Source organism: Erythrobacter sp. S259, from assembly GCF_057364965.1.
In genome coordinates, this window is sequence record NZ_CP200286.1 from 1,019,254 (window position 1) to 1,044,595 (window position 25,342).

24 protein-coding genes, 2 tRNA genes, 1 other RNA gene and 2 pseudogenes are annotated in these 25,342 nt (G+C 57.3%); 20 read left to right on the forward strand and 9 right to left on the reverse strand.

What is annotated here, in order from left to right; translation table 11 throughout:
* The first annotated feature begins 12 nt into the window (after positions 1-12).
* Both AC0V60_RS04800 and AC0V60_RS04805 read left to right on the forward strand, forming a co-directional pair.
* A complete protein-coding gene (locus tag AC0V60_RS04800; protein WP_486177377.1) occupies positions 13-555 on the forward strand; it encodes a hypothetical protein in 543 nt (180 codons plus the stop codon).
* A 38-nt stretch (positions 556-593) separates the two neighbouring features.
* The gene (locus AC0V60_RS04805) at positions 594-1,142 is read left to right on the forward strand and encodes a hypothetical protein (protein WP_486177378.1); all 549 of its coding nucleotides are present in this window, start codon (positions 594-596) and stop codon (positions 1,140-1,142) included.
* 24 nt (positions 1,143-1,166) lie between these two features.
* On the opposite strand, the gene AC0V60_RS04810 is transcribed toward AC0V60_RS04805, so the two are convergent.
* Both AC0V60_RS04810 and AC0V60_RS04815 read right to left on the reverse strand, forming a co-directional pair.
* Positions 1,167-1,655: a low molecular weight protein-tyrosine-phosphatase gene (locus AC0V60_RS04810; protein ID WP_486177379.1), complete on the reverse strand. Its 489-nt coding sequence runs from the start codon at positions 1,653-1,655 to the stop codon at positions 1,167-1,169.
* 81 nt (positions 1,656-1,736) lie between these two features.
* Positions 1,737-3,077 carry an ABC1 kinase family protein gene (locus tag AC0V60_RS04815; protein ID WP_486179443.1) on the reverse strand — a complete coding sequence of 447 codons (1,341 nt, stop codon included), beginning with the start codon at positions 3,075-3,077 and terminating at the stop codon, positions 1,737-1,739.
* Between the two features lie 190 nt (positions 3,078-3,267).
* On the opposite strand from AC0V60_RS04815, the gene AC0V60_RS04820 reads away from it, so the two are divergent.
* From AC0V60_RS04820 to AC0V60_RS04850, 7 genes and pseudogenes are all read left to right on the forward strand, one after another.
* Positions 3,268-3,741 (forward strand): DUF3429 domain-containing protein, encoded by a 474-nt coding sequence (locus AC0V60_RS04820; protein WP_486177380.1) that lies wholly within the window; start codon positions 3,268-3,270, stop codon positions 3,739-3,741.
* 75 nt (positions 3,742-3,816) lie between these two features.
* On the forward strand, positions 3,817-6,405 hold the full coding sequence (locus AC0V60_RS04825) for a M14 family zinc carboxypeptidase (RefSeq protein ID WP_486177381.1): 2,589 nt from the start codon (positions 3,817-3,819) through the stop codon (positions 6,403-6,405).
* Positions 6,406-6,480: 75 nt separating this feature from the next.
* Positions 6,481-7,407 (forward strand): thymidylate synthase, encoded by a 927-nt coding sequence (locus tag AC0V60_RS04830; RefSeq protein WP_486177382.1) that lies wholly within the window; start codon positions 6,481-6,483, stop codon positions 7,405-7,407.
* A gap of 71 nt (positions 7,408-7,478) precedes the next feature.
* Positions 7,479-8,774, forward strand: coding sequence for a thiamine pyrophosphate-dependent enzyme (locus AC0V60_RS04835; RefSeq protein ID WP_486177383.1), 1,296 nt, complete (start codon positions 7,479-7,481; stop codon positions 8,772-8,774).
* Positions 8,771-9,820 (forward strand): alpha-ketoacid dehydrogenase subunit beta, encoded by a 1,050-nt coding sequence (locus AC0V60_RS04840; protein ID WP_486177384.1) that lies wholly within the window; start codon positions 8,771-8,773, stop codon positions 9,818-9,820. The genes AC0V60_RS04835 and AC0V60_RS04840 overlap by 4 nt, the downstream gene beginning before the upstream one ends.
* 273 nt (positions 9,821-10,093) lie before the next feature.
* Positions 10,094-11,402 (forward strand): annotated as a pseudogene (locus AC0V60_RS04845) (dihydrolipoamide acetyltransferase family protein).
* A gap of 99 nt (positions 11,403-11,501) precedes the next feature.
* Positions 11,502-11,578 (forward strand) — tRNA-Asp (locus AC0V60_RS04850).
* Between the two features lie 72 nt (positions 11,579-11,650).
* Here the strand turns inward: AC0V60_RS04850 and AC0V60_RS04855 are convergent.
* From AC0V60_RS04855 to AC0V60_RS04875, 5 genes are all read right to left on the reverse strand, one after another.
* Positions 11,651-11,881, reverse strand: a complete 231-nt coding sequence (locus AC0V60_RS04855; protein WP_486177385.1) for a DUF2842 domain-containing protein — start codon at positions 11,879-11,881, stop codon at positions 11,651-11,653.
* A 266-nt stretch (positions 11,882-12,147) separates the two neighbouring features.
* Complete coding sequence (locus tag AC0V60_RS04860) at positions 12,148-12,720, reverse strand: 5-formyltetrahydrofolate cyclo-ligase (RefSeq protein ID WP_486177386.1); 573 nt, start codon at positions 12,718-12,720, stop codon at positions 12,148-12,150.
* A 123-nt stretch (positions 12,721-12,843) separates the two neighbouring features.
* A non-coding RNA gene (ssrS, locus tag AC0V60_RS04865) (6S RNA) lies at positions 12,844-13,011 on the reverse strand.
* Positions 13,012-13,083: 72 nt separating this feature from the next.
* Entirely contained in the window at positions 13,084-13,653 is a 570-nt protein-coding gene (locus tag AC0V60_RS04870) for a cell division protein ZapA (protein ID WP_486177387.1), read from the reverse strand.
* On the reverse strand, positions 13,646-13,876 hold the full coding sequence (locus AC0V60_RS04875; protein ID WP_486177388.1) for a hypothetical protein: 231 nt from the start codon (positions 13,874-13,876) through the stop codon (positions 13,646-13,648). The genes AC0V60_RS04870 and AC0V60_RS04875 overlap by 8 nt, the downstream gene beginning before the upstream one ends.
* A 257-nt stretch (positions 13,877-14,133) precedes the next feature.
* Between AC0V60_RS04875 and tkt the strand changes: the two genes are divergently transcribed.
* The 6 genes from tkt (at position 14,134) to AC0V60_RS04905 (ending at position 20,990) form a co-directional block, all read left to right on the forward strand.
* The gene (tkt, locus tag AC0V60_RS04880; RefSeq protein ID WP_486177389.1) at positions 14,134-16,131 is read left to right on the forward strand and encodes a transketolase; all 1,998 of its coding nucleotides are present in this window, start codon (positions 14,134-14,136) and stop codon (positions 16,129-16,131) included.
* 16 nt (positions 16,132-16,147) lie between these two features.
* Positions 16,148-17,155, forward strand: a complete 1,008-nt coding sequence (gap, locus tag AC0V60_RS04885; RefSeq protein ID WP_486177390.1) for a type I glyceraldehyde-3-phosphate dehydrogenase — start codon at positions 16,148-16,150, stop codon at positions 17,153-17,155.
* Positions 17,156-17,277: 122 nt separating this feature from the next.
* Positions 17,278-18,474, forward strand: coding sequence for a phosphoglycerate kinase (locus AC0V60_RS04890; RefSeq protein ID WP_486177391.1), 1,197 nt, complete (start codon positions 17,278-17,280; stop codon positions 18,472-18,474).
* The gene (locus tag AC0V60_RS04895; RefSeq protein WP_486177392.1) at positions 18,471-19,559 is read left to right on the forward strand and encodes a serine hydrolase domain-containing protein; all 1,089 of its coding nucleotides are present in this window, start codon (positions 18,471-18,473) and stop codon (positions 19,557-19,559) included. The genes AC0V60_RS04890 and AC0V60_RS04895 overlap by 4 nt, the downstream gene beginning before the upstream one ends.
* A complete protein-coding gene (locus AC0V60_RS04900) occupies positions 19,556-20,014 on the forward strand; it encodes a PaaI family thioesterase (RefSeq protein ID WP_486177393.1) in 459 nt (152 codons plus the stop codon). The genes AC0V60_RS04895 and AC0V60_RS04900 overlap by 4 nt, the downstream gene beginning before the upstream one ends.
* An 85-nt stretch (positions 20,015-20,099) precedes the next feature.
* Positions 20,100-20,990 (forward strand): fructose bisphosphate aldolase, encoded by an 891-nt coding sequence (locus AC0V60_RS04905; protein WP_486177394.1) that lies wholly within the window; start codon positions 20,100-20,102, stop codon positions 20,988-20,990.
* Here the strand turns inward: AC0V60_RS04905 and AC0V60_RS04910 are convergent.
* Positions 20,987-21,403: a hypothetical protein gene (locus AC0V60_RS04910; protein ID WP_486177395.1), complete on the reverse strand. Its 417-nt coding sequence runs from the start codon at positions 21,401-21,403 to the stop codon at positions 20,987-20,989. The genes AC0V60_RS04905 and AC0V60_RS04910 overlap by 4 nt on opposite strands.
* A 137-nt stretch (positions 21,404-21,540) precedes the next feature.
* On the opposite strand from AC0V60_RS04910, the pseudogene thiE reads away from it, so the two are divergent.
* Positions 21,541-22,193: pseudogene (thiE, locus tag AC0V60_RS04915) on the forward strand (thiamine phosphate synthase).
* An 8-nt stretch (positions 22,194-22,201) separates the two neighbouring features.
* On the opposite strand, the gene AC0V60_RS04920 reads toward thiE, so the two are convergent.
* Positions 22,202-22,495 (reverse strand): elongation factor P, encoded by a 294-nt coding sequence (locus AC0V60_RS04920; protein WP_486177396.1) that lies wholly within the window; start codon positions 22,493-22,495, stop codon positions 22,202-22,204.
* Between the two features lie 348 nt (positions 22,496-22,843).
* On the opposite strand from AC0V60_RS04920, the gene efp reads away from it, so the two are divergent.
* From efp to AC0V60_RS04940, 4 genes are all read left to right on the forward strand, one after another.
* On the forward strand, positions 22,844-23,407 hold the full coding sequence (efp, locus tag AC0V60_RS04925) for an elongation factor P (protein ID WP_486158658.1): 564 nt from the start codon (positions 22,844-22,846) through the stop codon (positions 23,405-23,407).
* Positions 23,408-23,413: 6 nt separating this feature from the next.
* On the forward strand, positions 23,414-24,232 hold the full coding sequence (locus tag AC0V60_RS04930) for an inositol monophosphatase family protein (RefSeq protein ID WP_486177397.1): 819 nt from the start codon (positions 23,414-23,416) through the stop codon (positions 24,230-24,232).
* 44 nt (positions 24,233-24,276) lie between these two features.
* Positions 24,277-24,361: transfer RNA gene (locus tag AC0V60_RS04935), tRNA-Leu, on the forward strand.
* 156 nt (positions 24,362-24,517) lie between these two features.
* Positions 24,518-25,318, forward strand: a complete 801-nt coding sequence (locus AC0V60_RS04940; protein WP_486177398.1) for a hypothetical protein — start codon at positions 24,518-24,520, stop codon at positions 25,316-25,318.
* Positions 25,319-25,342 lie beyond the last annotated feature (24 nt).

Genomic DNA, 25,342 nt, shown 5'->3' on the forward strand with positions numbered 1-25,342 from the left:
TTGGAGGGGCATATGTTGAAGACTGTTCGTTATTCACGCATGAAACTGGCTCTTGTCGCAGCGGCGGCGTGCCTGTTCATCTGGGGCGGGATTTGGGCGTTCACCACTCAGGAAGGCAAGACCGTATTTGCGGGTCTAATCATGGCGCCTCTTGGGCTTTATATTCTGGCTTTTACGGGCAAATATCTTGCAAGTAATACGATTGCGATAATCGGCCGGACCGCGCTTGAATATCACGGCCTCTTGGGCACCCGCACTGTGCGCTTTGATCAAGTGATTAGCATTGAGATCGAAAAAACCACCGTCAATTTCATTTCACAAAGACACTTGGTGATCAAATCCGCCGATCAAACCCTAGGCAAGGCGCGCATCTCAGAAATGCTGCTTGAACGCAAAGCTGGGAAGCTGGAGAGTGTTGTTGAAGCGATAGTCGCAGCGTCTGATGAGCCCGAACCGCAAGCGCGTCCCGCTCGCCGATGGGAGAAACCTTCACCAGCCTATGCGTCAAACCCTGGAGCTCAACGTGCTCAAGGTTTTGGCCGCAAGGCCGTGTGACATCTTTATGACTTTTCCAAACTGAACGGAGCGACCTCGTGAACACCATCTATTATTCTCGCGCAAAGATCAGCCTGGTCATCCTTTTTCCGGGGCTTTTCTTGGTCACCTCCTTGATTGCGCCCCTCATCGGTGAATGGAACTATTTCTTCGCGATGCTGATCGTTAATCTGACGCTTAGCCCGATCACGATTTGGGGACTGCGATTTATCAACGACAACAGGGCCGCTAAAGTCGGGCCAAGTGCGATCGAAGTCTACGGCATCTTCCAAACCAGAAAAATCCCCTATGACCACATCATAAGGATGGAAATCGAGACTGACGATACCGGATATAGGCCCACTCGCCAGTTGGTAATCGATTGTGCTTTTCAGAACGCTGGGAAGGCGAGAATTTCAGAGAGATTTTTGGATCATACAACGGGATCCCTTGAGAGAATTCTTGAGCGTATGGAAGACGCTGCGAACAGCGCCAATGTCCCTGCATCGCGGTCACAACCAGGCCGCCAGCCTTCTCCCACACGTGCCCTAGGAACGGGAGGTCGAGGAGGAGCAGCAGCGGGCGGTTTCGGGCGTAAAACCGTCTAATTAAGGTGGGCTGAAAAGGCTGCGCTAAGCGGCTTGGCGTTTGAACTCGGTAACTAGCGTTCTTGCGGCATCCCTGATTTGACCCCAGCATCGCTTAAAATCGCTTTCATCGCCGTGATAAGGGTCTGCGACAGAGGCGCCTGCGCCCGCGGCGTGGATATCCAGAAGCAAAGACAAGCGCGCCTTTGAGCCGCGCGGCTGACGCGCCTTGATACCGGCCATGTTCGCTGTGTCGAGCGCGATGATATGGGTGAACTTTTCAAAGTCTTTTTTGGATAACTGCCGCCCTCGCAGGCCCGAAATGTCGATGCCATTCTGGTGAGCAACTTTGATCGCACGTGGGTCCGGCGGGTCGCCGATATGATATCCGGCAGTGCCCGCTGAATCGATGGCCACGTTGAGCCCAGCCTCCAAAGCCGCAGCCCTGAAGATCCCTTCTGCCATTGGTGACCGGCAAATATTACCAAGGCACACAAACAGAACCGCGAGAGGTTCATTTTTTTCCCATTGCATGGCGCATACTTTAGCAGCGATGCTTGAGCGTTCAACCTAAGGCTTGCAAATTTTACAACTAATCCAATTTGGAGGTTTCTTTCAGCCCCTACTCGCAGCCACAGCAAAAGGCGTGGTGCTTGCCAATATGTCTTCGGTCATCCGCCGTACATTGACTTTAGCCTTGAGGCGCGCGCCCAATAGAGCGGTGCCGGAAACTTTGCGCTGTACAAACAGTGTTTCAATCGGAGGAAAGGCCCAAGTTGCCTTGTCCTGTGCAATCTCCCAACCTTCTTCGCGAAGAAGCGGCACAAAACTGCGGTCGCCAAAATCAAAGGGGGCATCCTCGCGCATTTCATTGATAACAATGTCGATCATGCGGGCCACGCGTTCAGGATGACGTTCGGCGACTATGGGCATCATGAAGCCAGCTTCGATTGTCGCTTTGAGCACTTCATCGCGGTCGCCATTGAGACCCGCTTCGAGCATGCGGCGATAGCCATTGGCGACCGCTGGATCGACCGGGCGGCAGGCTCCGAAATCCAATAGGATGATCTCGTCGGTTTCACGGCGATAGCGGAAATTGGCGAAGTTGGGGTCGGTCTGCATCACGCCAAACTCAAACAGTTCGCGGCTGACAAGGCGCATCATTCGCTCGCAGATGTCGTTGATGCGGCTTTCTGGTTCGTCGCCGAGCGCTTCGATGCTGGTTCCTGCCTCAAAGCTCATCGCAAGGATTGAACCGCGCGTTAGCTCCTTGTGCAGGGTAGGCACGACAAAGCCTCTCTCGCCCTCCATCTGCGCCCGGTAAAGCTCCATCTGTTCACCTTCGCGGGTGTAGTCGGCCTCTTCATGGAGCTGCTTCTTGGCGGCAGCGAGCAGTTTTTCTAGCTCAATTTCAGGCGGGGCAAAGCCAGCGATTTTGAGCAGGCTCATCACATTATCGACATCGCTGTCGATGCTTTTGGCAACGCCGGGATATTGGACCTTGATGGCGAGTTCTTGACCATCTCTGGTCATGGCCTTGTGCACTTGGCCGATAGAGGCAGCTGCAATCGGACGAGGGTTGAACCATTTAAACTGGCGGCGCCAATCATTGCCCCATTCTTTTTTGAGGACTGTGTCGAGCTGCTTGGTCGGCATGAAGTTCGCCTGATCGCGCAGGCGGGCAAGGATGCTGGAGAGTTCCTCGGGCAGGAAGTCGCCTGCATCCATGCTGATCATCTGGCCCATTTTCATGGCCGCGCCGCGCATGTGACTGAGCCTGTCGGTCATACGGGTGACGTTGCCCGGTGTCAGGATCAGATCGCGCGGATTTATCCCTTCGCCATTGGCAAGCCTGCGCGCGCCTTCCGCAGCCATTCCGCCAGCGACCCCGCCAACCAGCCTTCCAAGCGAGCCGAAACGTGCGAGCCGGCTGGAAGGGACTGCGCGCTCGCGCATCGCGTCGGGACTTGCCTTGTCAGAAAAGGATGAAGGGTCGTCTTGCGCCACGCGTTTCTCTCGGGGTTCTGATTGTATGGAACTCTAACGAGATTATGGGGAACCGGTTCCGCATTACCAAGGTTGTTGGGTCGCAAAGGCAAAGCAATTCCCCTATCGCTAAGGCCGGTAGCCCAATGACGGATAGCAAATGAACTCTGATACATCGCTCACTTCCGCCGCGCGCTGGCTTGGATTTGCGGGGCTTTTGCCTCAGCTGATCTGTCTTTGCCTGGTCACGGCGGAGCACGAATATGCTTACACGGCCCTCTCGGGCGGATTTGCCTATGCGGCTGCCATTTTCAGCTTCCTTGGCGGCGTTTGGTGGGGGCAAGCGATCCAAAACGGAAAGGCGGGGTCAGGCGCATATCTCATAGCGGTTATGCCAAGTCTGATTGCAGTTGCACTCTTTCTGCCGTGGAGTTTCGGGTGGGAATGGCCCGGGCCAGCGCTGCTGTATTTGGGAGCCTTTATTCTCCTGTCGCCACTTGTGGACCGCGGCCTTGGCCTATCATCGCCGAACTTCATGCGCCTTCGATGGCATTTGTCCTTGGGGCTTGGCGGGCTCACAATTGGCTTGGGTTTTGCCTCGATGAATCTAATGCGCGCTGGCCTAACAGTTTGAGTTTACAAGCTCCCGCGATTGGGTTCTAAACGGCCCAGTGTTTCTGCCAATCTAAGCCAACCTAAGGGAGCCTTCATGCTGACCCGAATTCTCGCGTTTCTTTCCTCGCTTCTGATCGCTGCCCCTGCATTCGCTGAACCGGTGAGCTACTTCCAAGTGGAAGGGACCGCTTACGATGAGAGCGTGCCTGCTTATGAGGATCACGCAGGCTATGAGATCGGCGAGCGCCCGGTGCGCATGGGCGAGATGGTGCCTTATTTGCGCGGGCTTGCCGCAAAGTCGGACCGCATTGTGGTGGAGACACTTGGCTATTCACATGAACGCCGCCCAATTCTCTCCTTCATCGTCACCAGCCCACAGAATCACGCGAACCTTGAAAGCATCCGGCAAACGCACTTGGCGCGCCTTGAGGGGAGAGCCGCTCCGGAGGCTGCCCCCATGGTGCTTTGGCTGAATTTCGGGGTGCACGGGGCGGAGACTTCGGGGATGGAGGCAGCGGTTCCCGTCCTTTATCACTTTGCAGCGGCACAAGGTGCAGAGGTTGAAACGCAGCTTGAGAACACTGTTCTGATTTTCACGGTGCCGTTCAATCCAGATGGTCACACACGCCGGATCGACCATGTGGACACCTTCTGGTCTTATGCCGACAATTCCGATCCTAATGATGCCGCGCATGATCTTTGGGTGGAGGCGCGCACCAATCACTACTGGTTCGATCTCAACCGCCAATGGCTGCTTCTCACCCAGCCCGAAGCGCAGGCTTGGATCAAGCAGTGGCACAAATGGAAGCCGATGCTTTCGGTGGATTATCACGAGATGGGGTCGAACTCGCCCTATTACTTCCACCCGGGGGAGGAGAAGCGCAAGAACCCGCTGATCCCAGACCGCGCGCGCGAGCTTACCTATGGTATTGCCACGCGCCATGCGGCCTATCTGGACGGGGAAAAGCATCTCTACACCACCGAAGAGCGCTTCGATAATTACTACATCGGTAAAGGCTCAACTTATCCGCAGATCAACGGCTCGCTGGGCATATTGTTCGAAGCAGGGGCTGCACGCGGCGGGGCCCTCCAAACAGAGCGCGGGCTTGTCAAAACGGCGCAGAATGTCCGTACACAGTTCCGCACCGCCTTAACCAGCATCCAAGGCGCATTGGACCTTCGCCAAGAGATCACCGCCTACCAGCGCGATTTCTTCGCTGAAAATGCGCGCAGCGGGTCGCGCGGCGGCTGGGTGTTCACGGCAGATGGCGATCCAGAGCGGGCCGCGCGCTTTGTTCGGCTTCTCAATATGCACGATATCGAGGTGAGCACGCTTGGTTCCAATATGACAGCGGGAGGCCGGACCTTCAACGCGGGCGAGAGCTTCTTTGTCTCCATGACGCAAACCAATAACCGCATGATCCGGGGCATTTTTGAACGCGTCACGCAGTTTGAAGAGAACATCTTCTACGACGTCTCCGGCTGGACCCTGCCGCTCACCTACGACCTCGACTACGCGCGAGTTTCGCGCGCACCGACGCTGGCCGCTGAGGCGAGGGGCAACTTCCAGAGCGCCGCTGCGCCGCAGCGCGCGCCTTATGGTTATGTCTTCGAATGGTCGCACACTTATGCACCGCGCGCGCTGAACCGAATTTTGGCGAACGGCATCATGGCAAGAGCCGCGATGGAGGGCACCGTCGTGCGCACCACCAGCGGCGAGGTCACTCTGGGGCGCGGGGCGATCTTTGTGCCGCTTGACCGTCAGGAAGTGTCCGAGGAGGAAATCCACGGCATTATGGAAGTGATCGCTGCCAAAGACGGCGTGCAGGTGTTTGCGGCGACGTCCGGGCTTACCCCGGTGCCGGGACGCGATTTGGGGGCTGCGAATATCTTCCGCGCTTTGGAGGAGCCCAAGGTGGTTCTCGCTTACGGTGACGGCCTTGCCTATTACGATGCAGGCGAGGTGTGGTGGACGCTTGATTACGGGCACGAAATGCCTGTGACCTTGGTGCGCAAGAGCAACTTGGCCCGCCTTGATTGGAGCGAGTACACCCACCTTATTCTGGTTGGCGGCAACGCGTCTTTGACTGAGCCTGTGACCGAGGGGCTCAAACGCTGGATTGAAGGGGGAGGCACTTTGGTGGCAACGCGCAGCGCTGCGCGTTGGGCGGAGGAGCATGTGCTTGGCCGGGCGCCTGAAGAGGCGGAAGACGAGCAAGACGGGGAAGATCGGGCCCCGCCGCAGCGCCGCAACTTTGACGAACTGGCGCTGCGCGACGCAGAGCATGTGATCGGCGGCGCCGTGTTTGCAGCCGATCTCGATACATCGCACCCGCTGGGCTTCGGCTTTTCGGACCGAGATTTGCCAGTTCACCGCAATGTGACCTTCACTTTGCAGACGCCGGATAAGAACCCTTACGGCGTGCCTGTCCAGTATACGGCCGACCCGCTCTTGTCCGGTTATGCCTCAGAGAAACGCCAGGAGGAGATCGCCGGTACGCCCTCGGTCGTTGCCGAGCGCAAAGGGCGCGGCACCGTTATTTTGATGGCCGACAACCCCGTGTTCCGAGGGACGTATCCGGGGACTGAAAAGCTGCTGATGAACTCGTTGTTCTTCTCAAAGCTGATCGACGCACCGCGCGGTGATTATGAAGAACAAGGCGGGCATGTTCACGAGCAGTAATTCGCGTGCAAAGGTGTGGCAGGGGTGTGGATAGCCTAGGTGGCAAGTGGCTGAATGCTGGCTATAGAAAACCCCATGACTATGCCGCATCCTGAACAGCAATACCTCAATCTTATGCGTTCAATTTGGACCTCAGGCAGCGAGCGCGCGGACCGCACTGGGATTGGCACCCGCTCGGTTGCAGGCGCGATGCTGCGCTATGATCTTGGCGGCGGTGCAATGCCGCTTCTCACCACTAAGCGGGTGTATTGGAAGACCGCGACGCGCGAGATGCTGTGGTTTCTTACAGGCGAGACCAATATTCGCCCGCTGGTGCTGCAAGGCGTAAAGATTTGGAATGAGTGGCCCCATGCCCGCTACGTCAAAGAGACGGGCGAGGATATTGCGCTAGGCCACTTTGTCCAGCGTATCGCCGATGATGAGGCGTTCGCGGCGCAATGGGGCGACCTTGGCCCCGTGTATGGCAAGCAATGGGTCGATTGGCCGACCTATAAGAGCCGCGATGATGGGCTGTTTGAAGCTGGCGAAAGCATCAATCAAGTCGCCGAAGTGGTCCAAAGCCTCAAGCACAATCCCGGCAGCCGCCGCCACATCATCGAAGGGTGGAATGTCGCTGAGCTCGACCAAATGGCTCTACCGCCCTGCCACAAGACTTATCAGTTCCATGTGGCAGACGGTCGGCTCAATTGCCTGCTTTACCAACGGTCCTGCGATGTCGCTTTAGGCTTGCCGTTTAACCTGTGGTCAGCGGCGCTTTTGAACCGGATGTTGGCTCAGCAATCGGGACTTGAGCCAGGGGAGCTTATCTGGATGGGCGGGGACGTGCACCTCTACCTCAACCATGCGCATTTAATCGAGGAACAGTTGAGTCGCGCGCCCTCCGGCAACCCGACGCTCGAAATCACCAGAAAGCCTGAAACAATTTTCGACTACCAAATCGAGGATTTTGTAGTGCATGATTACGCGCCTCAGGCTCCAATCAAGGCTCCTGTTGCGGTTTGATTCGCGCCGCTTGACCGTGTCTTTCGCCGCGGCCTATCGACCTCCCACACGTTTTATCGGGGAGAGCAACCATGGCCGAACCGGCCTCCAATCGGCCAAAGCTGGCCCTTCATGTGCCGGAACCCAAGTCCCGGCCCGGTGATCCAGTCGACTTTACCGAAGTTCATCTTCCCAAAGCAGGCGATCAGCCGCGTCCCGATGAGGCGACCAAACCTGAAGAGATGAAAGATTTCGCCTATGATCTCGTCCGCGTGCTGGGCGAGGACAATAAGGCGCACGGGGCCTGGGACCCCAAGCTTGATCCTGACACTTTGCGCACAATGCTTGGCCATATGGCGATGGTGCGGGCATTTGATGAGCGGATGTTTCGCGGGCAGCGTCAGGGCAAAACTTCGTTTTATATGAAGTGCACCGGCGAGGAGGCGACCAGTGTTTCCTCCTCTATGGCGCTCGCCTCGGACGATATGGTGTTCCCAAGCTACCGCCAGCAGGGCATTCTGATCGCGCGCGGTTACCCTCTGATTGAGATGATCAACCAGATTTACTCAAACGCAGGCGACAAGCTCAAAGGCCGCCAGCTGCCGATCATGTACTCAAGCCGTGAGCACAGCTTCTTCTCGATCTCAGGCAACCTTGCAACGCAAACCCCGCAGGCCGTGGGCTGGGCCATGGCGAGCGCGATTAAAGGCGATAGCCGGATTGCAGCGACTTGGGTGGGCGAGGGCTCGACCGCTGAGGGCGACTTCCACTCGGCGTGCACTTTTGCCAGCGTATACAACGCGCCAGTCATCCTCAATGTGGTCAACAACCAATGGGCCATTTCCAGTTTTAGCGGCTTTGCAGGCGCAGAACGCACCACATTTGCAGCGCGCGCTTTGGGTTACGGCATCGCCGGACTTCGCGTCGATGGAAACGATGCGCTTGCTTGCTATGCTGCGCAGCAATGGGCCGCAAACCGCGCGCGGGCGAACCACGGGCCGACTTTGATCGAGTTCTTTACCTACCGCGCCGAAGGGCACTCCACCTCGGACGACCCATCGGGCTATCGCTCTGCGCAAGAACGCGAAGAATGGCCGCTGGGCGATCCTGTGATGCGTCTCAAAAACCACCTTATCGAAATTGGCGAATGGGACGAAGAGCGGCAGCAGGCGATGGACTTAGCGTGCGCTGAGGAGGTCAAAAAGACAACGAAAGAAGCCGAGAAGAACGGAATCCTTGGCCACGGGCTTCACCACCCGTTCCACACTATGTTCGAAGATGTATTTGAGGAGCTTCCATGGCATCTTGAGGAACAAGCGGCTCAGGCGACCCGTGAACGCAAGATCAAATGGCCTGACCATCACCCCAAAGATGGAGCGGGCAAATGAGCGCAACCGTGACCACAAATGAGGCTGCCGTGACACCGCGTAAGAATATGATTGAGGCGATCAACGATGCGCTCGACATTATGCTCGCGCGCGATCCTGATGTGATCGTGATGGGCGAAGACGTTGGCTACTTCGGCGGCGTGTTCCGTTGCACCGCTGGACTTCAGGAAAAGCATGGGCGCACCCGCGTGTTCGACACCCCGATCAGCGAGTGCGGTATCATCGGCGTGGCTGTGGGGATGGGGGCGTACGGCCTTCGCCCGGTGCCTGAAATCCAATTCGCTGATTATATCTACCCCGGAATTGACCAGCTCATCAGCGAAGCCGCACGCCTGCGCTATCGCTCAGCGACGGAATATATCGCACCTATGACCGTTCGCTCACCCTTTGGCGGGGGAATTTTTGGCGGGCAAACCCACTCGCAAAGCCCTGAGAGCATGTTCACCCATGTCGCTGGGCTCAAGACCGTGATCCCCGCCACTCCCTATGACGCAAAAGGCCTGTTGATCAGCGCGATCGAAGACAATGATCCGGTGATTTTCTTCGAACCAAAGCGTATCTATAACGGGCCCTTCACAGGGTTCTATGACAAGCCGGTTGAACCTTGGAAAAAGCACCCAGCGAGCGAAGTGCCGGATGGATATTACAAAATCCCGCTGGGCAAAGCGCGTCAGGTCCAAGAAGGCGAAGCGCTGACGGTGCTGGCATATGGCACGATGGTTCACGTTGCCGAGGCGGTTGCGAAGGAAAAGGGCATCCATGCCGACATCCTTGATCTTCGCACGCTGGTTCCGCTTGATATCGAGGCGATTGAGGCATCCGTCAAAAAGACCGGCCGCTGCTTGATCGTTCACGAGGCGACACGCACCAGCGGGTTTGGCGCAGAACTCTCCGCGCTCGTCACAGAACGCTGTTTTTACCACCTCGAAGCCCCGGTTGAACGCGTCACCGGCTTTGACACACCCTATCCTCACAGCCTCGAATGGGCCTATTTCCCAGGCCCTGTCCGCATCGGCGAGGCAATGGACAAGATCCTCAAGGAGTGAAGACCTTGTTTCTAGGCTCCGGATACACCGACATTTCGCCACCAGCCCAGCCGGCAAGGATTGTCGCGCCGGAAGGGCTGGTGGTCCCTTGCAAGCGACGTGACGCAGTCCGGATGGGCTGGTGGCGGAACCGCGAAGCGGCGGGCCGAATTGCCCCAACTTCCGCGTTGCTCTTCAGTCACGATAAATATTCATCGCTCCCTCATCGCGCCTTGAATTCGGACCAATTCGGCTCCGTCTCGGCGTGTCCGGAGCCTAGAAACAAGGTCTAACATGGCAAAGTTCACATTCAACATGCCCGATGTGGGCGAAGGCGTTGCGGAAGCCGAGATCGTCGAATGGATGGTCAAAGTTGGCGATACCGTCTCCGAAGATCAACATCTTGTCGACGTCATGACGGACAAGGCGACAATTGACATTGAAAGCCCTGTTGACGGCACAGTGATCGAAGTCGCTGGCGAGGTTGGCGACGTGGTCGCCGTTGGCTCTATGCTGCTCGTGGTTGAAGTCGAAGGCGATGAAGTGCCTGAAGTTGACGCTAGCACGGCAGAATCTCCCCTCACGGACGGGGAGGGGCCGGGGGAGGGGTCTCCTACGGTAGCGGAAAAATCGCCTGCGCATGCGCCTGAACCCGAACCTGAACCCGAACCAGAGCCACAACCCTCGCAATCCCCCCTCAATCCCTCCCCTGAAGGGTGGAGAGGAAAAAGGGAAAGTCCTGGCTTCCCCCGCCGTGCGCCAACGTGCACGCGACCTTGGTATCGACCTTGCCGAAGTGAAACCTGCTGATGATGGCCGTGTGCGTCACGGCGATCTTGACCAATTCCTCGCTTACAACGCTGGCGGCGGCTTTTCCCCAGCGGGCGCGAAGCGCGAAGACGAGGCGATCAAGGTCATTGGCCTCAGAAAACGCATCGCTCAGAATATGAGCGCGGCCAAGCGCAACATTCCGCACTTCACCTATGTCGAAGAATGCGATGTGACCGCTTTGGAAGCTGCGCGCGCCGATCTTAATGCATCGCGCGGGTCAAAGCCCAAGCTCACTATGCTACCGATGTTGATCACAGCCTTCTGCAAGGTCCTTCCAAAGTACCCGATGATCAATGCGCGCTTCGATGATGAAGCAGGCGTTGTGACCCGCCATGGCTCTGTGCACCTCGGCATGGCGACGCAAACTGACAATGGTCTCATGGTGCCGGTCATTCGCGATGCTCAGGCACGCAACCTGTGGCAGCTTGCGACCGAGATCGGCCGCCTTGCACAGGCCGCGCGTGATGGTTCGGCCAAGTCAGAGGAGCTTTCTGGCTCCACTTTGACCGTAACTTCGCTCGGCCCGCTCGGAGGTGTTGCGACCACTCCTGTCATCAATCGACCTGAGGTTGCTATCATCGGCCCCAACCGCATTATCGAGCGCCCTATGTTCGTCTCAGACGGAATGGGAGGAGAGCGGATCGAGAAGCGCAAGCTGATGAATATCTCGATTTCCTGCGATCACAGAGTGGTCGATGGGTACGATGCAGCGAGCTTTATTCAGGACGTAAAAACCTTGATTGAGACGCCCATTTTGCTGCTTTCAGATTAGAGCCCAAAAAAAGCGCTTTTATGCCGCAAGAGGGCGTTGACAGCCTTTCGAACGTGGCCTAGATGCGCGTCTCCCAAGAGGCGCTAGCCGCTTAAATGCGCGGGTGTAGCTCAGTTGGTTAGAGTATCGGCCTGTCACGCCGAGGGTCGCGAGTTCAAGTCTCGTCACTCGCGCCACTTGGGACATTTTCTTCGAATGCAAAAGGTCTGGGCGGTCTGTTCCGCGCCAGCGTGTGCAAGCTGGCTGCGCTATTCGTCGCGGGGTGCGCCCCATTTGCCGGTTTCCATCCAGATTAGAAAGTTCCCCAGCGGCAGAAGCCATACCACGCCCAGGAAGATATAGATAACCGTCTGCGCCAACCAGTGCCATGACGCGAGCACATCTGCGAGATAGACCGCGATGAGAATGCCGTAGACCATCAGCCCCAAAAACAGGCCGATGATGCCAACGGGAATTCTCCAAGTGGGGGTTTCGCGCATTAGGCAGCACCTATGAAGTGGGTGTGGATTACGATTTGGGACAAAATTCGTGGTCGCGAGGATTGCGAGCGCGGGAAGTGCGACGCACTTTCGAGCGAGCGTGACGCTGCGACAGCGAATTTTGGCCAAACCCCATAGGGGCTGGATGAGAAATCGCCAGCTATACGTCCTTCGTCCTTGAATATGTTCCACATGTCCGTCGTCCTCACTCCTTTAGCTGACGATTTCTCATCCAGTCGTGACCACACCCACTTCGTAGGTGCTGCCTAATCTATTCCGTACATTCTTGTGGGGGTGATGACCCCGCTGAGTTTGATGTCGTGCGGCTCTATCGGCAATTCCTCGCACAATTGCACATCCCAAGCGAGGCCAATTGCTTCGGCCTCAGGGTGGGCGGCCAGCCAGCGGTCGTAGTGCCCGCCCCCTTGGCCTAGGCGTTCGAGCCTTTCGGTAAAGCCGAGCAAAGGTACGAATACTACATCAGGCGAGATGATCGCTGCGCCGTGTGCGGGCTGAACTAACCCAAAGGGCCCCGGCTCGAGGTCGGTCTCGCCGTGCGGGTCGGTGTGCTCGCGAAACTCCATAGCGGCGGCTCCGGATGCGAAGTAAGGAAGAGCGATGCGGTGGCCAGCCTCTTGGAAGAACCGGGCGTAAGCACCTGTTGGCGCTTCAAATTCCGTCGCGTGGTAGAGACCGATGGTGGCTCCGGCTTCGATTTGAGGCAGGAGCGGGCGGGGCGGCATGTTGAACAATAACCCGCGCACCATCTCAGGCTGTGCAGCGACGTGTTCGCGGCGAGCTTTGCGTAACGCTTTGCGGAATTGTGCCTTCGACTTCACCGTTCGCCCTGAGCTTGTCGAAGGGCCGTTCTTCCTTCGCGTCTGTTACAAGACCGGAGTGCGCGGGCTTCGACAAGCTCAGCCCGAACGGGTGTTGGACAAGAACACTCCGATTGGATCGGTAGCGGAACCACCATGGGCCGGACCATGAAATCCACTGACGCGAAAACGTCAGGTGGGCGCCGTATACTCTAGACCCCAGGACGAACCCGTAATCTAAAGAAGGGACAGCTCCCTATGGATTGCTTATAGCCTCAGGGATGTTCGTTGGCTCGTGCCGGGCAGCCCCGCCATCCATGTACTTAGGATGCCTCAAGGAGCCCTACAAGTCTGACCTTCAAGTCCGACCTTCTGGCTTGCTGTTCACGCTTGCCCTTCAAGCGCGTTGGCAGCCGCCTCTGCTCGTGTTGCAAGCGCTTCGAGTTTTTCGGCCATCGCCTTGGAGTGCGCCTCGTTGTCCTCCGGGCTTCCAAATAAGTCGTGCTGGTGACGGGCCTCTTCCTGAAGGGCAGCAATTTCGGCCCTTAACTTACTGTTTTCCTTACGAGCGTGCTCTTCGGCCTTGCGCAATGTTTCGATCTCGGCGTGAAGCTCGGCTTTTCCTTTGCTCGCCTTCTCCATGCCTTGGTCGGATTCTGCTTTGGCCTTGCGAACGGCGTTTTCGATATCGTCTTTCGCACGCGAAAGCTCTGCATTCGCCTGTGCAAGCTCCGTACGCGCATTGCCAATCTCGGTACGCGCTTCGTCCAGTTCGTCGGCCATAAACAGCGCAGCAAAGACCATATTGTCTGCCTCTTGCGCAGCACGGGCACCGCCCAATTTCGCGTAATTTTCGTCGATCAACGCCCCAAACTTGCGGACCTTTTCTTCGTCGGCAGGATCACAGGCGATCTGGTACGAGCGCGGGCCGATCTGGATTTTGACCTTATTCAACCTCAAGTTCCTCAATCACGCTGTCCAATTCGCCAAGAGTATCAGCGACTTCCTCGCGAAGCTTCTCATGCGCGTTGACGAGAGCCATGACGCGCGCTGAGCCGGGGCTTCCCGCTTTCTCTTCCTGCTGAGATGCAGACTTCAGCTCAAGGCGCGCGGCATCTATCCTTGCCATAGCGGCGTTTATGCGGGCGATCGCCTCGTCAATGCGTGTCGAGCTCATGACATGCGAAATACCAAGTTTGCGCCCGTTCGCAAAGCTTTGCGTAGGTCTGTTGATAAATGCTCTCCAAATCGCGGCAAATTTGAAGTCTCCGGGCAAGGGAACCGGGCTAAGTGTTGACCTCGCGTGGTGGCTCAGCAATGGCCTTTTGCACGGCGGGTTGCCGGGCGAATCGTCCCGATTTCTTGCTGTTAAATTTGCGATCAACAATGGAGCGCACCCGAGGAGGCGCGCCGCCGAGGAGCCCGTTCAGCGCTATGACTATGGACACATCTCGCCTTCAGCCCATGGCCAATGCCATCCGCGCCTTGTCAATGGATGCTGTGCAGGCCGCGAATTCGGGCCACCCTGGTATGCCCATGGGTATGGCGGATGCGGCAACGGTGCTATTCGACCGGCATTTGAAGTTTGATCCTGACCGGCCTGATTGGGCGGACCGGGATCGTTTCGTGCTTTCAGCGGGCCATGGCTCGGTGCTGATCTATTCGCTTTTGAACTTGGCGGGTTACGCGCACCCAACGCGCGAAGAGATTGCCAACTTCCGCCAGCTTGGAAGCCCGTGCGCTGGCCACCCTGAGAATTTCCTGCTCGACGGCGTTGAATGCACCACCGGCCCTCTGGGTCAGGGGCTTGCGATGGCAGTCGGCATGGCGATGGCTGAGAGGCATTTGAATGCGAAATTCGGCGATGATCTGGTGGATCACCGCACTTGGGTTGTTGCTGGCGATGGATGCTTGATGGAAGGCATCAATCACGAGGCGATTGGTCTTGCTGGGCACCTCAAGCTGGGTCACCTTAACGTGCTGTGGGACGACAACGCCATCACCATTGACGGCGGCACCGATATGTCGACCAGCGAAGATATTTGCGCGCGTTACCGCGCGACCGGTTGGCATGTCGTGACATGCGATGGGCATGATTTTGAGAGCGTGGATGCGGCGCTTGAAGAAGCGAAAGCGGACCCGCGCCCCTCGCTGATTGCGTGCAAGACTGTGATCGGCAAGGGTGCTCCTAACAAGGAAGGCACTAGCGCCACTCACGGCGCGCCGCTTGGCCCTGATGAAATTGCCGCCGCGCGCGATGTGCTGGGCTGGAACGCTGAGCCGTTTGTTGTTCCCGCCGATATCGAGGCCAATTGGCGGGCGCTTGGTGCCAAGGGCGCTGAAGCCAGTGCGGCTTGGGATGCGCGGCTTGCGTCATCGGCTCACAAGGACGCCTTTGATGCGCAAATGGCGGGGCCTTCTGCGGGGGCTGATGCAGCTTTGCAGGACTACATTCGCGGGCTTGCCGCAGAGCCCAAGAAAGTTGCGACACGTAAGGCGTCCGAAATGGCACTTGGCCCGCTAACCGAGAAGCTCCCGCAGCTCATCGGCGGCTCTGCTGACCTCACCGGCTCGAACAACACCAAGACGCCTTCGACCGCGCCGTTCACCAGCGACGACTACTCAGGCCGCTACGTCTATTACGGCATCCGCGAGTTTGGCATGGCTGCCGCGATGAACGGAATGGCGCTGCACGGGGGCGTGACTCCTTATGGCGGGACGTTCCTCATCTTCTCCGATTATTGCCGCAATGCGATACGTCTGTCGGCTTTGCAGCAGGTGGGCGCGATCTATGTCATGACCCATGACAGCATCGGCCTTGGTGAAGATGGCCCGACCCACCAGCCGATTGAGCAGGTGATGAGCCTTCGCCTGATCCCGAACCTCTATACCTTCCGTCCGTGTGACACCATTGAAACCGCTGAGTGCTGGGCGCTGGCGGTGAAATCAACCGAGACGCCTTCAGTCTTGGCGCTGACCCGCCAAGGCTTGCCGCAGCTGCGCGGCGATGGCGATGAGGCTTGGACGGGCGCTCACAACCGGTGCGCTAAGGGGGCCTATCGCCTCCTATCCGCCAAAGAGACCCGCAAGGTTGTGATCGTGGCTTCTGGCAGCGAAGTGTCCCTCTCCGCAGCCTGCGCCGCGCAACTGGAAGTGCAGGGCATCGGCGTGGATGTTGTCTCCATGCCGTGCACCGAGCTGTTCGACAAGCAGGATGCAGCGTACAAGGCTGACCTTTTGCCTCAAGATGCGCTGATCGTTTCGATCGAAGCCGGCGTCACCCAAGGTTGGGAGCGCTACACGGGTCTCGGCGGCCTCAACATCGGTATCGACCGTTTCGGAGCCTCAGCGCCCGCCGGTCAGCTGTTTGAGAAATTCGGCCTCACCCCGGAGGCAATTGTCCCACAAATCCTCAACAAATTGAGCAATTAAGCAGGAAACCCTCATAATGACGACTAAGGTTGCAATTAACGGTTTTGGCCGCATCGGCCGTCTTGTCGCCCGCGCCATCCTTGAGCGCAGCGATGACGATATGGAGCTGGTCTCGATCAACGATCTGGCCGACACCAAGTCAAACGCTCTCCTGTTCCAATACGATTCCACCCATGGCCGTTTCCCCGGCACGGTTGAGGTCGAAGACGGCGCGATTGTGGTCAACGGTCAGCGCATCGCTGTGACCTCTGAGCGTGATCCTGCAAACCTGCCGCATGGTGAGCAGGGCGTGGATATCGTGCTTGAATGCACAGGCTTCTTCCAAAGCGATGAAGCCTGCCGCCCGCATCTGACTGCTGGTGCCAAGCGTGTGTTGATCTCAGCACCCGCTAAGGGCGTTTCGGCAACCGTCGTTTACGGCGTGAACCACGATGTGCTGACCGCCGAAGATGTGATCGTCTCCAACGCAAGCTGCACCACCAACTGCCTCTCGCCGATTGCCAAGGTGCTGAACGATACGGTGGGAATCGAGCGCGGCTTTATGACCACGGTTCACTCGTACACCAACGATCAGCGCATGCTCGACCAGATGCATTCCGATATGCGCCGGGCACGCGGCGGGGCGCAGAATATGATCCCCACTACGACGGGTGCTGCGCGTGCTGTTGGTTTGGTTTTGCCGGAACTGGCGGGTAAATTGGATGGCTCGTCGATCCGTGTCCCAACGCCGAATGTGAGCCTCGTTGACCTGGTATTCCAACCGGGCCGCGACACCACTGCCGAGGAATTGAACGCTGCGCTTAAGGCCGCTGCTGAGGGTCCCATGAAGGGCGTGCTCGATTACACCACCGATCCGCTGGTTAGCTCAGATTTCAACCATCACCCGGCAAGCTCCACAGTGGACAGCCTTGAAACCTCCGTCATGGAAGGCAAGCTTGCCCGCGTGGTCAGCTGGTATGACAATGAATGGGGTTTCTCCAATCGCATGATCGATACCGCCAAAGTGATGGCGACGTTTTTATAAGTCCACTTAATCCCCTCCCGCCTGCGGGAGGGGCAGCGAGACTTGTGAGCTTGCTCACTAGTCGCAGCGGGGTGGGCCCACCTCGACCCCTCCCGCAGGCGGGAGGGGAGAAGGAGCAAGAAATGGCCTCGTTCAAAACCCTTGACGACCTCGGTGCCATCACAGGCAAGGTCGCACTTGTCCGCGTCGACTTGAACCTTCCGATGAAGGATGGTTCGGCCACCGACCTGACGCGCGCCGAAGCAGTGAAGCCGACTATCCTTGAACTCGCTGAGCGGGGCGCGAAGGTTCTCCTTCTCGCTCACTTTGGCCGTCCGGGCGGTAAACGCTCATCCATCCTTTCAACTAGCATGGTGGTGGGTGATGTTGAAAAAGTGCTCGGCAAAGAGATCATGTTCATCCCCGAGGTCTCTGGCCCCGTGGTGCAGCAAACGCTCGGCATCCTTCGCGATGGCGACATCGGCCTTCTCGAAAACACCCGCTTTTGGCCGGGTGAGGAGGTGAATGATGCGAACTTTGCCAAGGCGATTGCCGCGCATGGCGATTTCTATGTGAACGATGCTTTCTCCGCCGCCCACCGTGCCCATGCGACCACGGAAGGGATCACCCATCACCTGCCGAGCTATGCTGGCCGCGCGATGGAGAAGGAATTGAAAGCCCTTGATACAGCGCTCGGGAATCCAGAAGCGCCCGTTGCCGCAGTCGTTGGCGGCGCAAAGGTTTCGACTAAGCTTGCAGTCCTTGAAAACCTTGTGGGCCGGGTCCAGCATCTCATCATCGGCGGCGGGATGGCCAACACCTTCCTCGCGGCGCGCGGGGTCGATGTGGGCAAAAGCCTTTGCGAGCACGATCTCACCGACACCGCTGCCAAGATCATGGATGAAGCCGATCACGCAGGCTGCACCGTGCATCTGCCTTACGACGTAGTGGTCGCCAAGGAATTCGCGGCGAATCCATCGTCTTTGCGCACTTGCAACGTCCACGAGGTTGCTGAGGATGAGATGATCCTCGACATCGGACCGCAGGCAACCGAAGCGCTCGCAGACGTCCTTAAAACCTGCCGCACACTTGTTTGGAACGGTCCTCTTGGAGCGTTTGAGACCGAGCCTTTTGACACAGCCACCATGGCGCTTGCCAATCATGTCGCGGCTCTCACCCTCGAAGAATCGCTTATCAGCGTTGCCGGGGGCGGGGACACTGTCGCCGCTCTCGCGCAGGCAGGTGTAACCGAAGATGTGACCTACATCTCCACCGCAGGCGGCGCATTCCTTGAATGGATGGAAGGTAAGGTTCTCCCCGGTGTCGCGGCATTGGTATGATGCGCCTTGCCATCATCACCATCGCCCTAGCGCTTTTCGCTATGCCTATCTCTGCCCAAAACACCTCTTACGTCCAATTCGAGGAATTTCTCGAGCAATTCCGTAAGCAGAGCGGAACCCCTGCGCTTAGCGCACTCATTATCAAAGATCAGGAGATCGTTTGGGAAGGTTATTTCGGTACTTACGATGACGAAGGCGACCTGCCGACCCGCGCTGAGACGACTTACAAGATTGCCTCTGTGACCAAGCCGATTGCGGCCACTGCCATCCTTGCCGAGGCTGCGCGGGGCGGACTTTCACTCGATACTCCAATGACAAACGATGAAGGCTGGAGTGAGCTGTGTGAGTTCTTTGTTACGAATACGTCGATCCCATTCATGGCGGGCGGAGAGGATCGGCATGGAAACACCATTGCGCCGATGAACTGCGCAAAGCCCACGAGCCTTCGCGATATGCTGAACATGCGCGCAAACGGTGATGCATTCGTCTACAACCCAATTGCTTTTGCACGGATAGATCGTGCGATTTCGGGCGCGGGTGGACGAGATTTGCGCGAGATCGTGCGCGAGCGTGTCGCTGAACCGGCGGGAATGGTGGACACGGCGCTTGGCTGGCGAGATCCTGAGGGCGGGGCGGCACTACGCTTTCTCGCGGAACCCTTTCATATCGTTGATGGACGTGCCGTAAAACAGCCCCTCCCGGATGACGATTTCCGCGCCGCTGCAGGCATTATCGCAAGTCCACGTGCCATCGCCCGGTTCGACATCGCTCTGGACAAAGGCACACTGATCGCTGGATCAGACGGCGAGACCTACGTCGACCATCTGGCATCGCTCCCGCTAGGTTCGCTGGGCGATTACCAGTCGGGCTGGTTTCTCGAAGACTGGGAGGGCAAGCGGCTCCTGTGGCATTCCGGATGGAATGAGAAACAATATTCTGCGCTCTATCTCAAAGTCCCGGAAGAGCGGCTAACTCTGATCGTTTTGGCCAATACTGAAGCCGTCTGGTGGGGAAATTCGCAGGTGAAAGCGGAAGTCCACGAAGGTACGATCGCAAGGCATTTTCTGGAGCATTTTGCACGATGAGCGAGCCGAGAACCGAATATGGCTATGGCAATGCTGTCGCATGCCAAGAGGGTGAATTTGCCGGGTGGTATCATTGGAATCATGACCCGTATGAGACAGCGTCTGGCCCGTTCTTCATGCGCCGCGAGGAGGATGGTTCTTACCTGAGCGCCTTTCGCGCCGAGGACAAACACATGAACGGCGCAGGCTCAATGCACGGCGGGTGTTTGATGACCTTTGCCGACTTTGCGCTATTTGCCATCGCGACCGATGAGATGGCCGATTCCAACGGCGTCACGATGAACCTGTCCAGCGATTTTCTGGGCGGCGCGCAGCCTGGCGCTCTGATGGAAGCGCGCGGCGAAGTCACGCGCGGAGGCGGTAAGACCATCTTTATCAGAGGTCTGATAACAGGCGACGGCGCACCTGTGCTCAGCTTTACCGGCATTATTCGCAAGTTCTCCAAACGACCCTAGCAAGCCCGGTTGCCCCATACGGGTGGTCTGGCTAAAGGGCTGGCAATCATATCGCATACGAATGCATACGCAGGATTTTCAAACGATGAACACGCAAGACATGACCGCCAAAATCGCCACTGGACAGGGCTTTATTGCTGCCTTGGATCAATCGGGCGGTTCAACCCCGAAAGCTCTTCGCGGTTACGGCGTAGAGGATGGTGAGTGGTCGGGTGATGACGAAATGTTCGCTCAAATCCACACTATGCGGTCCCGGGTGATTACATCGCCATGTTTTTCAAACGGCAAGGTGATTGGCGCTATCCTGTTTGAGAAAACCATGGATGGGACGGTCGATGGCAAAACCACTGCTGACGCGCTCAAATCACGCGGCATTGTGCCTTTCATCAAAGTGGATCAAGGGCTCGCTGATGAAGCGAACGGTGTCCAGTTGATGAAGCCATTGGACAAACTTCCCGCGCTTCTCGAAAAGTCTGTGGGCCGCGGGATGTTTGGCACCAAAATGCGTTCTGTTATTAAGTCGGCCAACCGCGATGGCATTGCCGCTATAGTCGCGCAGCAGTTCGAAGTCGGCAATAAAATCGCGGATGCAGGCCTGATGCCAATGCTTGAGCCTGAATTCGACATCACGTCGGATACTCGCGAGGCAGGCGAGGATATCCTTTTGGCGGAAATCATGAAGGGCCTCGATGCGCTTCCTGAGGGCCGCAAAGTGATGCTCAAACTCTCTATTCCAGTGAAGCCTGGCCATTACACTCCTGCGATCGAGCACCCCAATGTGCTGCGCGTCGTGGCGTTGTCAGGCGGTTTCTCAACCGATGACGCATGCGCCCATCTCGCCAACAACCCCGGCATGATCGCCAGTTTCTCGCGCGGGCTTTTGCAGGACCTGCGTAAAGGGCAATCAGACGGCGAGTTCGACGGCGCTCTGGGCAAAGCGATTGACCAAATCCAAGCGGCTAGCGTTGCTGGTTAGAACGCGTATCTTGGCCTTGGTGAGGGTATGAACTCGATATCAAGAGCATATTCGCCAAGGGCCAGCGCGCCGCGGGCAACCGGGCGTGTGCCCGCATTGCGCAGCACAAGTAGTCCTTGCGGAATTTTCGTCGCCTTCCCAAGGGTCAACACCACTTCGCGGGGAATGCGTTGATCGTGCAGAATGACTGACACGCGCATGTCTTCGCGGCGATAGCAAAACCTTGGATCAGAGCAGCGTTGATCGCGCACGACGCCGAACGGAGTGAGTTCAATAGAACCCAATCTGGCTCGTTCGAAAAAGTTGACATCATAGGCGGTCACTGGCTCAGTTTCCGATTGCGCCTGTGCGGGCATGGATGCGCTGATAGCAGCCACGCTTAATATCAACAAAAGCCGGGTTGCCCATGTCATAGCGAGGTCTCCTTTTTTCAGCGATACCATACTAACCATGAAGCCGGGCGTGCTTTGTAAAACTGTACCGTGCTTGGACACTGATGCGTGTTAGCAAACCATTGGCGGGTGGGTATCGCAGCGCTATAACGAAGGTTATGAACGATTTAGCGACACAACTTTACCTGATTTCCCCCTCGAAGTGGGCGGCGACTTTCCGGCTCGTCTTGAGCGTGCACTTGCGGCCGGGAAAGGTCTTGTCACCGCGTTCCAGTTCCGGGTGAAGGGGGTGGACGACCAACACGAAGCAGCGCGGCTTGCGGCGCCTTTGCAAGAAATATGCGCCGCGCATGAGGTCGCGTTTATCGTCAATGACAGCGTGCCGCTTGCCAAACGGCTCAAGGCGGACGGCGTGCATCTGGGCCAAGACGATGGCGATCTCAAAGAGGCGCGCGAAGAATTGGGCCGCGATGCTCAAATTGGAGCGACCTGCCACGCGAGCATGCACATGGCGATGGAGGCGGGTGAGGCGGGGGCTGACTATGTCGCCTTCGGGGCATTCTTTGAAAGCTCCACCAAAGACACCGTTCAGTCCCGGGGCGAGGCAGAAAGGCCCACCACAGAAATGATTGAGCGCTGGGTCAAACTGTTTGAAATTCCACTGGTCGCAATCGGCGGGATCACCCCAGACAATTGTGCTCCGCTGGTCAAGGCAGGCGCGGACTTTCTCGCAGCTTCTGGAGCGGTATGGAACGGCGATGAAGCCGAAGCGGTCAGCGCTTTTGCGCGCGCAATAAAGGCGGCAAGCTAAAGCCTGCCTTACTTCCGGCGGTCAGCAAGCCGTGTGCAGAGCAGTTCACTCGCCGCGCCATCGCCGTTCAGTTTGCGCAGCTGATTCTCGCCTATACGTTCAAAACGCTCACCGTTCTTGGGCCCGGCCGTGAATGTCAGCTGGCCGCCGCGCATGATATAAGTGCCAGCGCCCACCGGGTCGGTGTAGCGCGACGCAGTGCTGATGCGAAAACCTTCAGCTGCAACGACTTTGTACGCGGTATCGCCAGCATCACCCGGCATAGCGCATTCATACATCCCATGAGGCATCGTGCGCAGCATCCCGCCAGAAGATGCGTTTGAATGATCAGCGGTTTTGTTTTGATCCGCTCGCGAAAGGACTGGTCCCGCGGTCGCGACAACCGCCCCGGACATTGCAAGCAGTATTATACAGAATGTTCTCATTTTCGCCGATCATGATCTATTTGCGCCTTTACTACAGATTTACTCTTAGACCTTCCAGCGTGTTAACCGTAAATTTGTGTGACTAGCAGACCGAACTCGGGCAGCATCATTCACTAAGCTTGCCGCACGAGCGTTGAACCGCTATTGGCGCGCGTTCATATTTGGACCGCGTGCGCCGCATATGGAATGCGCGGTCAAACCCACTTCAATCGAGAGCAAACCCTCATGAAAATCAGCGGTGTCGACATTCGTCCCGGCAATATCATCGAGTATGAAAAAGGCATCTGGAAAGTCGCCAAGATCCAGCACACTCAGCCGGGCAAGGGCGGCGCCTACATGCAGGTCGAGATGAAGAACCTGCAAGATGGCCGGAAAACCAACGTCCGCTTCCGCAGCGCTGATACGGTTGAGAAAGTGCGCCTCGATACGCAGGACTATCAGTTCCTGTATGAAGACGGCGATATGCTCGTCTTTATGGACACCGTGAATTACGAGCAGATCAACCTGCCAAACGACCTTCTTGGTGACGCGCGCCCATTCTTGCAGGACGGGATGCAGGTGATGTTGGAGCTGTGGGAAGAAAAGCCGATCAGCGTCCAATTGCCTCAGCAAATCGAAGCGGAGATTGTCGAAGCCGACGCCGTGGTGAAGGGGCAAACGGCTTCATCCAGCTATAAGCCTGCCGTGCTCGACAACGGTGTTCGCATCATGGTCCCGCCCCATATCGGCAGCGGCACGCGCATCATCGTTGATGTGTACGAGCAAACCTACGTGGGTAAGGCGGGCTAAGCTCTCATGTCGATGTTTTCAGGTCTGATCCGCGTGATGGAGCGCGCCGCTCGTAAAGCGGGTGGGCGTTTGCGCCGTGATTTTGGTGAAGTCGAGCACTTGCAGGTGAGCCGCAAGGGCCCTGCGGATTTCGTTTCCAAAGCCGATATACGCGCCGAACGCGCGGTCTATGACGAACTGCTCCATGCGCGGCCCGATTGGGGCTTTGTTATGGAAGAGGCCGGCGTTATTGAAGGCGCTCCCGATAAACCGCGCTGGATTGTCGATCCATTGGATGGAACCAGCAATTTCCTCCACGGCATCCCGCATTTCGCAATCAGTATTGCAGTGCAAGAGCCGCGTCTTGACGGCAAGGGCTGGGATGAGGTCACTGCGGGCGTCATTTACAACCCGATCAGCGATGAAACCTATTGGGCAGAGAAAACCCGCGGGGCTTGGCTCCAAGATGCGCGTCTGCGTGTGTCAGCGCGCAGGCACCTCTCCGACGCTCTGATCGCGACCGGCATCCCGTTCCAGGGCCACGGCGACTTTGCTGAATGGAGCCGTATCTTCGGCGCTATCGGCCCGGAAGTCGCAGGCATTCGGCGTTTCGGCGCTGCCTCACTTGACCTTGCTTATTTGGCGCAAGGTCGCTTCGACGGTTTCTGGGAAAGCGGGCTCAACGATTGGGATACGGCAGCAGGGTGTCTTCTTGTGCGCGAGGCGGGCGGCTTCGTCTCGGACTTCCGAGGCCGGTCGAACGCGATCCATTCCCAACAAATTCTAGCCGCAAACGATGCGCTGCATTCGAAATTGCACAAGATTTTGGCGAATAGCTTGAAGTAAGCGCGCAAGGCCGCTAACGGCTTGCTGCCGCTTTATGCAGGTGTGCCCCTGTGGTGGAATTGGTAGACGCGTTCGACTCAAAATCGAATTCCTAACGGAGTGCCCGTTCGAGTCGGGCCAGGGGCACCACTTCTCTATATCCTCGCAGCTGATCCCTCTGCGCCGCTCCGGGGCTGCTGCGGACGCGAGCTCTTGCGACCTTTCGCAGGTTTGATCTTCACATTGCGTGGTGATTCCCAAGGTATTTGCGTGCTATCGGTTCTTATTACCAAGGTGGGGGATCACATGCGATTACAGCCGTTTGAAGTGGGCGAAGAGCGTTATCCGCTCGAAAAAGGCAATGTGCACGCGCAAGACCCGGTAAAGCGCAACACGCAAAAACGACTGGCAGCAATTATTGGCTATGTCGCTTTGGGAATGCCGATAGTTCTCGCCCTTGGCGGAGTGATCCTCAGCCTGTTTGAGCTGGGCGAATTCGCTGAAAGCCTCAGTGCCTTTTATTATCAGGAGTTTTTCCTTGGCGACATTTTTGTCGGGTGCCTTGTATTCCTTGGCGTGGCGATGTTCGCCTATCAGGGCTGGCACTCAAAGATAGCCACGCTCGCGAACTTTTGCGGCATCTGCATGTTCGTGGTCGCGCTGTTTCCGGCGGATGGATGGATCATGCAAGGCGAAGTGCTGCCCAATTTCTACTTTGGCAATGTTATCTTTGAAAACATGAGCGACCGGATTCATTTTGGTGCATCGCTCATCGTCTTTCTGATCCTCGCGTGGTTTTGTTTCTTCGTTTTCACCCGTGTGACAGATGATCAAAGAAAGCCGGACGGATCGCTTATCGCCACCAAGCGCAACCGCAATCGGTTCTATCAGGCGTCTGGAGTGATCATCCTATTGTCTCTCGGTGCGACAGGGCTTGCCTTTCAATTGGATGAAGCGATTGTACGGCAATACCGCTTGATCTATGTGGGTGAGACAATCTGCCTCTTGGCTTACGGCGTTTCGTGGATGGTCCACGGACGCGTATTTGCGCCCCTTATCGACCCGCGCGATGTAGAGGATAGTATGGCAGAAGAGACGAGCGCGTAGAAATATCTTATCGCAAGTATTGGT